Here is an 11834-nt window from a genome sequence, read left to right on the forward strand (position 1 = left end):
CGCGATGGACAAACGCCAAGCCGGGCCGCCCGCGCGTGAGGCGAGCCTGGTCCGCCCGTACACCCTGACGGCCGGGCGGACGAACGCGAGCGTCGACATTCCGCTGGAGGCGCCGGTCGAGACGTTGCGGGCCGGGCAGGCTCACCGCTGGCCGGCCGACGATGCGAGAGGCAAGATCATCGGACTGTGCGTGCAGAGCCCGTCCGTCGCCGAGGTGGCGGCCCGGCTGAACCTGCCGATCGGGGTCACGCGCGTCCTGGTCGGTGATCTGGTCTTGTCCGGTTACCTTCGGGTGCACGCAACATTGACCGAGCAGTCGACCCGTGATGAGCGCCACGAACTGATAGGGAGGACCCTGCGTGGCCTTAAAGCACTCTGACTCCGGCGCCAGCGCCTCGACGAAGATCGTCATCGCCGGCGGGTTCGGCGCCGGTAAGACCACGTTCGTCGGGTCGGTCTCGGAGATCATGCCGCTGCGCACCGAGGAGATCGTCACCGACGCCTCGGCCGGCGTCGACATGCTCGAAGCCACCCCCGACAAGCGCACCACCACGGTGGCGATGGACTTCGGCCGGATCACCCTGGACCGCGACCTGGTGCTCTACCTGTTCGGCACGCCCGGCCAGCGGCGGTTCTGGTTCATGTGGGACGACCTGGTGCGCGGTGCCATCGGTGCGATCGTGCTGGTCGACTGCCGCCGGCTGCAGGACAGCTTCGCCGCGGTCGACTTCTTCGAGCACCGCAACCTCCCGTTCCTGATCGCGGTCAACCAATTCGACGGTGCGCCAAGGTATCCCGCCGCGGCTATCCGCGAAGCGCTGGCCCTGTCCCCGCACATTCCGGTGATCCGCGTCGACGCCAGGGATCGCCGGTCGGCCACCGATGCGCTGATCGCGATCAGCGAGTACGCGCTGCAGAGCCTGACGGCTTGACCGCGGTGCAGCAGTGGGCCGATTGCGAGTTCACCGGCCGCGACTTCCGCGACGAGGACCTGGGCCGGTTGCGCACCGAACGGGCGGTATTCAGCGAGTGCGATTTCAGCGGCGTCAACCTGGCCGAGTCGGAGCACCGCGGCTCCGCCTTCCGTAACTGCAAGTTCGAGCGAACAACGCTGTGGCACAGCACATTTGCGCAGTGCAGCATGCTGGGATCGGTCTTCGTGCAGTGTCGGCTGCGTCCGATCACCTTTGACGAAGTGGACTTCACGCTCGCGGTGCTGGGCGGCAACGACCTGCGCGGCGTCGACCTGAGCGGCTGCCGGCTGCGCGAAACCAGCCTGGTGGAGACCGACCTGCGCAAGGCCGTGCTGCGCGGCGCCGACCTGTCCGGAGCGCGGACCACCGGCACCCGCCTCGACGACGCCGACCTGCGCGGCGCGACAGCCGATCCGGCGTTGTGGCGCACCGCCACCCTGACCGGTGTGCGGGTGGACGTGCCCCAGGCGATGGCGTTCGCGTTGGCGCACGGGCTGCGCTTAGACGGGGGCCCGGACGCCAGGTCGGACTAGCGCCTGATCAACGCCGGAGCCGGATGCGCCACCACACAATGACGGAGTAGATCACCGACAGCGCGCCGAGCATTCCCATGTCGAGCAGCCATGCGCTCTCGGTGTGCGCCCAGTGGCTGTCCTTCGGCCCGATCGGTACCAGCAGCCGTAGATTGACCGTGGCCGCCGACGCCGCGTAGCCCCAGCGCGACGGCATCAGCCAGGACAGCTGGTCGAGGAAGAGCCGGCCGGTCACCGGAATCAGGCCGCCGGCGAGCACCAGCTGCAGCATCAGCGACACCACCAGCAGCGGCATGATCTGTTCGTTGGAGCGCGCGATCGACGACAACACCAGCCCGAGGATCGCCGAGGCCACGCACGTCGCGGCGACCGTGACGAACAGCTCCAAGCTGGCATTACCGAGCGGCACCGCCGGCTGTTTGGGAGCGCCCTTGCCGATCAGCACGATGCCGGTCGCGATCGCCGCCTGGATGATCGCGAACGCGCAGAACACGGTGATCTTGGCGCACAGGTAGGCACCGGTGGATAGGCCGACGGCCTGCTCGCGCTGGAAGATCGGGCGCTCGCCGATCAGATCGCGGATCGTCAGCGCCGTACCCATGAAGACGGCGGCGATCGACATCAGCGTCAGGATCTGGGCGGCTTCGTCGGGCGTCTCGCTGTTCGGGTCGCCGATCCCGAAGCCGCTATGGCCGGGAACGGTGAGCGACAGCGCACCCAGAATGAACGGCAACACCGCCAGGAAGGCGAAGTAGGCGCGATCGGAGATGATCAACCGAATCTGGCGCCGCGCGATCGTGGAGAACTGGTGCAGCATGCTGGTGCGCGACGGGGTGCCCAGGTCGGCCGGCGTCTCGGCCCGGGTAGGAGGCGTGTGGTCCTGGCGTTCCAGGAACCGGCGGTTGGCCTCGTCGGGATCGGCGCCGACCTTCGCGAAGATCTGGGCCCAGTTGGTGGTGCCCATCGCGTCCCCGATATCGCTGGGTGGGCCGAGGAACGCGATCTTGCCGCCGGGCGCCATCAGCAGCACCTGGTCGCAGACGTCGAGATAGGTCAGCGAGTGCGTGACGACCAGCACGACGCGCCCGGCGTCGGCGAGCTGGCGCAGCATCGTCATGACCTGCAGGTCCAGCGCCGGGTCCAGCCCCGAGGTCGGCTCGTCGAGGATCAGCAGCGACGGGCCGGTGAGCAGCTCGAGGGCGACCGAGGCGCGTTTGCGCTGGCCGCCGGAGAGCTTGTCGACCCGGGTCTCGGCGTGCGCCGTCAGCCCCAGCTCCTCGAGCACCTGAGCCACCACCTGGTCGCGGTCGGCCTTGCTGGTGTCCGGCGGCAGCCGCAGCTCGGCCGCATAGCCCAGCGCCTGGTTGACGGTCAGCTGGCGGTGCACGACGTCGTCCTGGGGGACCATCCCGATCCTGCTGCGCAGCGAGGCGTAGGCGGTGTGGATGTTGTGGCCCTCGAAGGTGACCGCGCCCGCGGTCGGGGTGGTGTAGCCGGCGATCAGCCGGGACAGCGTCGACTTGCCGGCGCCCGACCCACCGATGATGGCCGTCAGCGTGCCGGGCCTGGCCGTCATCGTGATCTGCTGCAGCAGATCCTTTCCGTTGATCGCGAAGCCGACGTCGTGCACCTCCAGGCCGCCGGTGCGGGTCGCCGCGTCTTGGCGACGGGCCAGCAGGCCGGCGCTGAACACCAGGTCGACATTGCCGATCGTGATCACGTCGCCCTCGGAAAGCAGGGCCTGCCCGACCCGCACCCCGTTGACGAACGTTCCGTTGATGCTGTTCGCGTCGCGGATCTCGATGCCGGCGGGGGTCGGCTCCAGGAACGCGTGGTGGCGCGAGGCCAGCACGTCGTGGATGACGATGTCGTTGTCGAGTTCGCGCCCGATCCAGGCGGTGCCCCCGGTCGGCGCCTGCACGCCCGATTCGGGTCCGACGATCTTCATCACCCTGGTCGGGAACTGCGACATGTCCGTGCCGGTGGGCTGGGCCACGCGGGTCGCGTCGTTCGGGACGGCCTGGGTGGTCACGGTGGGCCGCACGATCGGCACCGCCCGGGTGTGCACCGCGTCGGTGGGCGGGTCCACGTAGGGCGTGTGCTGAGGCGGCACCGGCCGCGCGCCGGGGTCGGCCGGCGGGACCGTCGGAACGGCTTGCGACGTGGGCGGCAGCACGCCGACGTTGCCGCGGTGGTGGCCGATCGCCAGGACGATCCGCGGTCCGTCGGGGGCGCCGAGGTTGATGCCCTGGCCGTCGTGGACGTCGACGGTCGGCACCCGCCGTCCGTCGACGAAGATGCCGCCCCGCGAACTGTTGTCGACCGCAACCCATCTGCCGTGATCGAAGCGCAGCAGCAGGTGTGCACGCGCGACCAGCGGATGCGCTACGCGTAGGTCGGCCCGGACGTCGCTGCCGACGATGACGTCGCCGCCGGGAGCGAAACTGACCTCCGATCGGTTGGATCGAACGGTCAGTATCGATTGCGCAGGCGCATTCATCAGTTCAGCGTCGTTTCAGCCGGATCTTCCACCACACGATCGCGCTATAGCTTATGCACAGGACTCCGAGCATGGCCATATCGAACAGCCATGCGCTCTTGGTGTGATTCCAGTGCTGGTCTTTGGGGTCCGTCGGACCCGGGATCAGCCGGTGGGTGTCGATCGTCGACGCCGACGCCGCGAAGCCCCAGCGGGCGGGCGTGACCCACGACAACTGGTCGAGCACGGCCCGGTTGGTCACCCAGATCATGCCGCCGGAGAACACCAGCTGGCTCATGATCGACACCACCAGCATCGGCATGATCTGGTCTTGGGATTGGGCCAGCGCCGACAGCGCCATGCCGAGCAGTGCCGCACCCACACACGTCGCCGCCACGGTGACGAACAGTTCGAAGTTGACGTCCCCCAGGATCACGGCGTTCGAGATCGGCTTGCCCCACCCGATCACCGAGATGATGGTCGCGATCGCGGCCTGGACGATCGCGAACGTGGAGAACACCACGATTTTCGCGCCCATATAGGCACCCGTGGACAGGCCGACCGCCTGTTCGCGGCGGAAGATGGGTCGCTCGCCGATCAGGTCGCGGATGGTCAGCGCGGTACCCATGAACACCGCCCCGACGTTGAGCATCACCAGAATCTGGTCGGGCTGGGCGGGATTGTTGCCCAGCGGATCGGACATGCCGTATCCGCTGTTGCCGCGAACCGTGAGGGTCAGAATGCCGATCAGGAAAGGCAACAGCGCGAGGAACACCGTGTAGCCGCGGTCGGAGATGACCAGCCGTATCTGGCGCCGCGCGATCGTGGAGAACTGGCGAAACGCGTTGGCGTGCGGCGCTTCACCGAGATCGGCCGCCGGGCTGTGTTCGGACGGCACCTGCGGCAGCTTTTGCTGGTTTTCCTCCCGGAAGCGGCGGTTGGCCTCATCCGGGTCGGCGCCCACCTTGGCGAAGATGTCGGCCCAGTTGGTGGTGCCCATCGCCGCGCCGATCTGGCTGGGTGGACCGAGAAACGCCGTCTTGCCGCCTGGAGCCACCAGCAGCAGCTGATCGCAGACGTCGAGGTAGGACACCGAGTGGGTGACCACCAGCACCACGCGGCCGGCGTCGGCCAGCTGACGCAGCATCATCATCACCTGGCGGTCCAGCGCCGGATCCAGACCGGTGGTGGGTTCGTCGAGCAGCAGCAGCGACGGCCCGGTGAGCAATTCCAGGGCCACCGAGGCGCGCTTGCGCTGGCCGCCGGAGAGCTTGTCGACGCGGGTGTCGGCGTGCTTGGTCAGCTCGAGTTCCTCGAGCACCTGGGACACCACCTGTTCGCGGTCGGCCTTGCTGGTGTCCGGCGGCAGCCGCAGCTCGGCCGCGTAACCCAGCGCCTGGTTGACGGTGAGCTGGCGGTGCACGACGTCATCCTGCGGGACCATCCCGATCCTGCTGCGCAGCGACGCGTACTCGGTGTGGATGTTGTGGCCCTCGAAGGTCACCGTGCCGGAAGTCGGGCTGGTGTAGCCGGCGATCAGCCGCGACAGCGTCGTCTTGCCGGCGCCGGACCCGCCGATGATCGCCGTCAGGGTTCCGGGGCGGGCGGTCAGCGAGATGTGGTCCAGCAGTTGCTTTTTGCCCTGCTCGACGGTGTAGCAGACCGAGTTCACCTCGAGGCCGCCGGTGCGTGTCGCCGCTTCCGTGCGGCGCACCAGGGTGTCGCGGCTGAAGACGAGGTCGACGTTTCCGATCGTGACGACGTCGCCCTCGGTCAGCACCGCCGAGCCGACGCGGACGCCGTTGACGAAGGTTCCGTTGACGCTGTGCGCGTCGCGGATCTCGGTGCCGAGCGGCGTCTGGAGCAAGAACGCGTGATGGCGCGAGGCCAGGACGTCCTGGATGACGATGTCGTTGTCGGTGGCGCGCCCGATCGTCTGCGCGCCGGTGGGCTTTTGCATCGCACCGGACCGGGACGGCAGCAGCGCCTGGAACATCTTGGTCGCCAGATTCCCCACCTCCGGCGCCGCTTTGGCCTCGGCGACAACGGGCGCCATCTGTGTTCGCGGTGCGGCCGGCATCGGCGGGGGAGGCGGGCCGCCGGGCGGTGGCGGGCCATTCGGGGGATAGGCGGGCGGGCGGCCCACCGACGTCGGATACACCGGTTGCCCCGGCGGTCCCGGCCGCTGGGCCGCCGCGCCGGGATGCGGACGCGGCGCGGGACTGCCGCTCCAGGCGGTCTGGCGCCCGGGCGGCGGTCCGGGCGGGGCGGCCGGCGGATGCCCCGGTTGCCCTGAGGCCTGTGACGAAGGCCACGCCGTCGCGGCGGATCCGGCCGCGACCGGAATGCCCATCGACTCGGTGCGCGGCGGGCGCCCGGCCATCCCTTGGTGGCGCCCGACCTCGAACGTCAGCAGCGGGCCGTCCGGGTTTCCGATGTTGACGCTCTGCCCGTCGTGGATGTCGACGACCGGCACCCGCCTGCCGTTGGCGAAAGTGCCGTTGAGCGAACCGTTGTCGATGGCCAGCCACCGGCCCTGGTCGAAGCGCAGCAACAGGTGGGCGCGCGAAATCAGGGGGTGCGTGATGCGCATGTCGGCCCGGAGATCGCGCCCCACCACCACGTCGTGACCGGCTGCAAAGGTGCGTTCCGACCCGTCGTACCGGACAGTCAGCGCCGGCGGGGCTGGTGAATTCATCGCCCCAACTCTAGCTCGTGGACCTATTTCCCCTTTTGCACCAACGCGGCACGTCGGGTCGGCTGTGGCCGCGCACTCAGCTGTTGTCGGGCGCTCCGGTGACGACGCAGCGGGTGCGCGTGTAGATCGTCGGCATGCACCGATTGCAGTGCGTACACGCCGAATGGACGCTGTGCCGGGCGCCGTCGGCCGCGAGTCGATTAATCAGGTCCGGCTCGGCCAGCAGCGCGCGCGCCATCGCGACGAATTCGAATCCCTCGGCCATCGCGAGGTCCATCGTCTCGCGGTTGGTGATGCCGCCGAGCAGGATCAGCGGCATCTTGAGTTCGGCCCGGAACAGCTTGGCGTCGCGCAGCAGATACGCCTCGCGGTAAGGGTATTCGCGCAGGAACTTCGTGCCCGTCATCCGCATGCCCCAGCGCAGCGGCGGCTTGAAGGCGCCGGCGAACTCCTTGATCGGCGCGTCGCCGCGGAACAGATACATCGGGTTGACCAGCGAGCTGCCCGCGGTCAGTTCGATCGCGTCCAGACCGCCGTCTTCTTCCAGCCATTTGGCGGTGATCAGCGACTCTTCGGTGGTGATGGCGCCGCGCACGCCGTCGGCCATGTTGAGCTTGGCCGTGACCGCGATCGGCGTTCCTTCCTTGTCCACCGCGCGGCGAACGGCCATCACGATGCCGCGCGCGACCTTGGCCCGGTTCTCCAAGGAGCCACCGAATTCGTCGTTGCGACGGTTGATCAACGGCGACAGGAACGAGCTCGCCAAATAGTTGTGGCCCAAATGAATTTCGACCGCATCGAAGCCGGCTTCCATGGCGAGCCGGACCGCGTTGGCGTGCGCGGTGATCACGTCTTGGATGTCGTCGCGGGTTGCCTTCTTGGCGAAGCGCATTCCGATCGGGTTGAAGAACCGCACCGGCGCCAGCGCCTTGGCCTTGTTGGACTTGGCGTTGGCGACCGGACCCGCGTGGCCGATCTGCGCGCTGATCGCCGCACCCTCGGCGTGGATCGCGTCGGTGAGCTTGCGCAATCCCGGCACGGCCTCGGGGCGCATCCAGAGCCCGTTGCCCTCGGTGCGTCCGCCCTGGGAGACGGCGAGATAGGCGACGGTCGTCATGCCGACCCCGCCGGCCGCCGGCGCGCGGTGGTACTCGATCAGGTCGTCGCTCACCAGAGCGCCGGGCGTGCGCGCTTCGAACGTGGCGGACTTGATGGTCCGGTTGCGCAGCGTGATCGGACCCAGCTTGGCCGGGCTGAATACGTCGGGAATCTGGGGCTGTGCAGATGCCATGCGAGGAGCGTAACGGCGATCGCAAGGGTTGCGAAGCAGGCCGCTGGGGGTCGCCGTCATGAGGCACCGCCCAGGACATGGAACACTGGCAGGCGTGGGCGCAATCACACTGGACGGCAAGGCCACCCGCGACGAGATCTTCGTCGACCTCAAGGAACGAGTCGCGGCACTCACCGCGGCGGGGCGCACGCCCGGGCTGGCCACGATCCTGGTCGGCGACGACCCGGGGTCCCAGGCCTACGTGCGCGGTAAGCATGCCGACTGCGCGAAGGTGGGCATCACCTCAATCCGTCGCGACCTTCCCGCCGACATCTCCATGGCCAAGCTGAACGAGACGATCGACGAGCTCAACGCCAACCCCGACTGCACCGGCTACATCGTGCAGTTGCCATTGCCGCGGGGTCGGTTGGACGAGAACGCCGCGCTGGAGCGCATCGATCCCGCCAAGGACGCCGACGGCCTGCACCCGACGAACCTGGGCCGACTGGTGCTCAACAACCCGGCTCCGCTTCCGTGCACCCCGCGCGGCATCGTGCACCTGCTGCGCCGCTACGACGTCGAGATCGCCGGTGCGCACGTGGTCGTCATCGGCCGCGGCGTCACGGTCGGCCGCCCGCTGGGCCTGCTGCTGACACGGCGCTCGGAGAACGCGACAGTGACGTTGTGCCACACCGGAACTCGCGACCTACCGTCGTTGACCAAACAGGCCGACATCATCGTCGCCGCCGTCGGCGTGCCGCACATGGTGACCGCCGACATGGTTCGCCCGGGCGCCGCGGTGCTCGACGTCGGCGTTAGCCGAGTGGACGACAAGCTCACCGGCGACGTGCATCCCGACGTGTGGGAGGTCGCCGGTCACGTGTCGCCGAACCCGGGTGGCATCGGCCCGCTGACGCGGGCATTCCTGCTGACGAACGTGGTCGAGCTGGCCGAGCGGCAATGAGTTCGGCGAAGACCGGGGCGAAAGCCCAGTGGCCGATCCTGCTGGTCGGGCTGATTTTCGTGACGGCATTCGCGTTGGTGGGCGCCAACTTCTGGCGTCGCGGTTCGCTGCTGATCGGCATCGCCGTCGGTGTCGCCGCGATACTGCGTTTGGTGCTATCCGACGATCGCGCCGGCCTTTTGGTGGTGCGCAGCAAGGGCATCGACTTCATCACGACCGCGACGGTCGGGGCCGCGATGGTCTATATCGCCTGGACCATCGATCCGCTCGGGACGGGCTAGATCCCGGGGCCCGTTATCTGGGGCAGGTTGGGCATCGCGCCCGGCATGTTCGGCATGGCGCCGGGCATGTTCGGCATGGCGCCCGGCATCATGCCGCCCGGCATATTGGGCATCGCGCCCGGCATATTGGGAATGCCGCCGCCGGGCATCATGCCGCCGCCCGGCATGGTGGGCATATTGCCGCTGGCCAAGTTCGTCATCACCTGCGGGCAATACGACTGAATCGCGATCGTGGTGAACATCTGAGCCATCGCCGGCGACATGCCCTGGCGTCTGACGCTGGTGACGGCCCCGGCGAAGCTGCCGCCGGGCTGGGCCAGCATCGGGCAGATGGATTCGCCTACGGCCATCGCGTTTCCGGGCTGGCCGAAGTCGACGCCGGCGTGGTTCAGCGCGTCGATGAAGCTGTCGTCGGCGTTGGCGTCCGCCTCGGCCGGCGGCGAGCCGAACGCCGCGGCCACGGCGAGCAGCCCGGCCACTGCGGTCAGCACGCGAAGCGGTAGGGGTTGCTGACGAAACATCCAGACCCAACCATGCGCAGCTGCAACTGCTTTCATGACAGCTTCCCCATCTGTCGCGGAGTGCTCGGAAGGCACTCAAATCACTCTGGAAAGACTGATCTATGGCTGTCACATTTACGACACGGCGAGATCAAGGTTTGCACACTATGCGTTTCGTGAGCGCGATGCTTCTGAGACATCGGTTATTGCGCGGAAAGCGTTACCGGCGAAGGCGGATCGCGTCCCGGCCAATCGAAGCCACACTGTGATCCGACACATGCGCCGGCGCCGTGCCCTGCGGTGAGAAATGGTTAAGAATTCGCCATCATGGATCGTGGCATCTCGCGCCAGACGTTTCTGCGTGGCGCCGTTTCAATGTTGGCGTCCGGCGCGGTGCTCGGGACCACGCGCGCTGCCGCCGACCCCGGCGCCGCCGTCGCGAGCTGGAACGGTTTGGCCTCCACCATCGGCGGCAGTGTCGTGCTGCCGGCCAGCGGGGCCCAATTCGCCTCGAGTAAACAGGTTTTCAACTCGTTCTACAACAACTCCAGCCCCGCGGCGATCGTGGCGGTGTCCTCGCAAGCCGACGTCCAGAAGGCGGTCGCCTTCGCGACGGCCAACAAGCTCAAGGTGGCACCGCGCGGCGGTGGACATTCCTACATCGGCGCATCGAGCGCCAACGGCACGATGATGCTCGACCTGCGCGGACTGCCGGGTGGCGCGAACCTCGACGGCGGCAACGTCACGGTGACCCCGGCGACGAATCTGTGGGCGGTGCACCAGGTCTGCGCCGGCGCCGGTCGCGGCGTGCCGACCGGCAGTTGTCCCACCGTCGGTGTCGCGGGGCTGACGCTCGGCGGGGGAATCGGTGCAGATTCCCGGCATGCCGGCCTGGCCTGCGACGCGTTGCAGGCGGCCACCGTGGTGCTTCCCAGCGGCGACGTGGTCACCGCGTCCGCCAACGATCATCCGGACCTGTTCTGGGCACTTCGCGGTGGCGGTGGCGGCAACATCGGGGTGACGACGTCGATGACCTTCGCGACCTTCCCGACCGGCGACACCGACGTGATCCGGCTGGAGTTCGCCCCGTCGTCGGCGGTGCAGGTACTGGTCGGTTGGCAGAACTGGCTGAACGGTGCCGACCGAAATGCCTGGGGCATGGTCGATCTCGCGGTCGGCTCGGTCCAGCCCGACTGCCATATCCTGGCGACCTGTCCTGCCGGCGGCGCGCCCGGAGTGATCGACGCGATCAAGGCCGCGGTCGGTTTGCAGCCCAGCGCGGTGACCAACAAGACGATGAACCGAATGGACCTGGTGACGTATCTGGCCGGTGGCAGCTCGACATCGCCGCCGCGGGGTTTCGTGGCCGGATCCGATGTGATCCCCACCGTGAATTCTGCTGCGGCCCATGCCATTGCGACCGCGATCGGGCAGTGGCCCGCCTCGGCCGGGAAGGCGTCGTTGCTGGTGGATCCGCTCGGTGGTGCCATCGCCGACGTCGGCCCGGGGGATTCGGCGTTTCCGTGGCGCCAGCAGTCCGCGGTGTTGCAGTGGTATGTCGAGCCCGCCGCCAGCCAGGTCGCCGCCGCAACGCAGTGGCTGAGTTCGGCACACCAAGCGGTGCAACAGTTTTCGGTCGGCGGTTACGTCAATTATCTGGAGCCCAACAGTCCGGCGTCGCGCTACTTCGGCTCGAATCTGTCGCAACTGATCTCCGTGCGTCAGAAGTACGATCCCAACCAGGTCATGTACTCCGGCCTGAAATTCTGAGGCCGGTCGCCTGCCGAAGTGTTCGGACCACGCGGTGATTTGCCCGCCTCGTAGCGACAATCGGCGTGGGTGCACACTGGTGAATTCTCTTGTGTCACTTTCGTTTCAGTGGTCTCTGGGTGGGGGGTTTCTGTCGGTGGGTGCCGATAGTTTCAGGGCATGAGTTCAGGTGTGGCCCCCGCGCAGGACGTGGCGTTTGAGGCGTTGGACGCCGCCCTCGATGCCGTGCTCGGGTTGGACTCCTCGATGCTGAACACCCGCGAGCGCCTGGACCGGCTGGCCCGCTACGAAAAGGTGCGGCGCCGCCTGTCCGCCGGCGAGCACCCACTGATCACTCAACTCCAGCAGGAGGCTACGCCGGCGGA

10 protein-coding genes and 1 pseudogene are annotated in these 11834 nt (G+C 68.1%); 7 read left to right on the forward strand and 4 right to left on the reverse strand.

Annotated features, from left to right (window positions below):
- The first annotated feature begins 4 nt into the window (after positions 1–4).
- Genes AC5Y5O_RS03415 through AC5Y5O_RS03425 form a run of 3 tightly spaced genes read left to right on the forward strand, consistent with a single transcriptional unit; the run spans position 5 to position 1507 of the window.
- The gene (locus AC5Y5O_RS03415; RefSeq protein WP_096285035.1) at positions 5–379 is read left to right on the forward strand and encodes a DUF742 domain-containing protein; all 375 of its coding nucleotides are present in this window, start codon (positions 5–7) and stop codon (positions 377–379) included.
- The gene (locus AC5Y5O_RS03420) at positions 360–932 is read left to right on the forward strand and encodes a GTP-binding protein (RefSeq protein ID WP_096285037.1); all 573 of its coding nucleotides are present in this window, start codon (positions 360–362) and stop codon (positions 930–932) included. The genes AC5Y5O_RS03415 and AC5Y5O_RS03420 overlap by 20 nt, the downstream gene beginning before the upstream one ends.
- Positions 933–937: 5 nt before the next feature.
- Positions 938–1507 carry a pentapeptide repeat-containing protein gene (locus tag AC5Y5O_RS03425; protein WP_096290900.1) on the forward strand — a complete coding sequence of 190 codons (570 nt, stop codon included), beginning with the start codon at positions 938–940 and terminating at the stop codon, positions 1505–1507.
- A gap of 7 nt (positions 1508–1514) precedes the next feature.
- Here the strand turns inward: AC5Y5O_RS03425 and AC5Y5O_RS03430 are convergent, their stop codons facing one another.
- From AC5Y5O_RS03430 to AC5Y5O_RS03440, 3 genes are all read right to left on the reverse strand, one after another.
- Positions 1515–4007 (reverse strand): ATP-binding cassette domain-containing protein, encoded by a 2493-nt coding sequence (locus AC5Y5O_RS03430; RefSeq protein ID WP_500023722.1) that lies wholly within the window; start codon positions 4005–4007, stop codon positions 1515–1517.
- 4 nt (positions 4008–4011) lie between these two features.
- Positions 4012–6684 carry an ATP-binding cassette domain-containing protein gene (locus tag AC5Y5O_RS03435; RefSeq protein WP_500023724.1) on the reverse strand — a complete coding sequence of 891 codons (2673 nt, stop codon included), beginning with the start codon at positions 6682–6684 and terminating at the stop codon, positions 4012–4014.
- A 76-nt stretch (positions 6685–6760) separates the two neighbouring features.
- Positions 6761–7975: an NADH:flavin oxidoreductase gene (locus AC5Y5O_RS03440; protein ID WP_096285043.1), complete on the reverse strand. Its 1215-nt coding sequence runs from the start codon at positions 7973–7975 to the stop codon at positions 6761–6763.
- Between the two features lie 94 nt (positions 7976–8069).
- Between AC5Y5O_RS03440 and AC5Y5O_RS03445 the strand changes: the two genes are divergently transcribed.
- The gene (locus tag AC5Y5O_RS03445; RefSeq protein ID WP_096285045.1) at positions 8070–8918 is read left to right on the forward strand and encodes a bifunctional methylenetetrahydrofolate dehydrogenase/methenyltetrahydrofolate cyclohydrolase; all 849 of its coding nucleotides are present in this window, start codon (positions 8070–8072) and stop codon (positions 8916–8918) included.
- Positions 8915–9199 carry a DUF3017 domain-containing protein gene (locus AC5Y5O_RS03450; protein WP_370494518.1) on the forward strand — a complete coding sequence of 95 codons (285 nt, stop codon included), beginning with the start codon at positions 8915–8917 and terminating at the stop codon, positions 9197–9199. The genes AC5Y5O_RS03445 and AC5Y5O_RS03450 overlap by 4 nt, the downstream gene beginning before the upstream one ends.
- Here AC5Y5O_RS03450 and AC5Y5O_RS03455 read toward each other — a convergent pair.
- Positions 9196–9756, reverse strand: coding sequence for a DUF732 domain-containing protein (locus AC5Y5O_RS03455; RefSeq protein WP_500023727.1), 561 nt, complete (start codon positions 9754–9756; stop codon positions 9196–9198). The two genes, AC5Y5O_RS03450 and AC5Y5O_RS03455, sit on opposite strands and share 4 nt — an antisense overlap.
- 270 nt (positions 9757–10026) lie before the next feature.
- Here AC5Y5O_RS03455 and AC5Y5O_RS03460 point away from each other — a divergent pair, with 270 nt between their 5' ends.
- Both AC5Y5O_RS03460 and AC5Y5O_RS03465 read left to right on the forward strand, forming a co-directional pair.
- Positions 10027–11469, forward strand: a complete 1443-nt coding sequence (locus AC5Y5O_RS03460) for an FAD-dependent oxidoreductase (protein WP_500023729.1) — start codon at positions 10027–10029, stop codon at positions 11467–11469.
- Positions 11470–11628: 159 nt separating this feature from the next.
- A pseudogene (locus tag AC5Y5O_RS03465) lies at positions 11629–11834 on the forward strand (HNH endonuclease signature motif containing protein); the annotation flags it as partial.

The sequence above is a fragment of the Mycobacterium sp. NGS40 genome, from assembly GCF_059812735.1.

Bases quoted from the DNA above. Each gene is read 5' to 3' on its own strand.
- AC5Y5O_RS03450 (WP_370494518.1), top strand. From the start codon at position 8,915: ATGAGTTCGGCGAAGACCGGGGCGAAAGCCCAGTGGCCGATCCTGCTG.
- AC5Y5O_RS03460 (WP_500023729.1), top strand. From the start codon at position 10,027: ATGGATCGTGGCATCTCGCGCCAGACGTTTCTGCGTGGCGCCGTTTCA.
- AC5Y5O_RS03435 (WP_500023724.1), bottom strand. From the start codon at position 6,684: ATGAATTCACCAGCCCCGCCGGCGCTGACTGTCCGGTACGACGGGTCG.
- AC5Y5O_RS03440 (WP_096285043.1), bottom strand. From the start codon at position 7,975: ATGGCATCTGCACAGCCCCAGATTCCCGACGTATTCAGCCCGGCCAAG.
- AC5Y5O_RS03455 (WP_500023727.1), bottom strand. From the start codon at position 9,756: ATGAAAGCAGTTGCAGCTGCGCATGGTTGGGTCTGGATGTTTCGTCAG.
- AC5Y5O_RS03430 (WP_500023722.1), bottom strand. From the start codon at position 4,007: ATGAATGCGCCTGCGCAATCGATACTGACCGTTCGATCCAACCGATCG.
- AC5Y5O_RS03415 (WP_096285035.1), top strand. From the start codon at position 5: ATGGACAAACGCCAAGCCGGGCCGCCCGCGCGTGAGGCGAGCCTGGTC.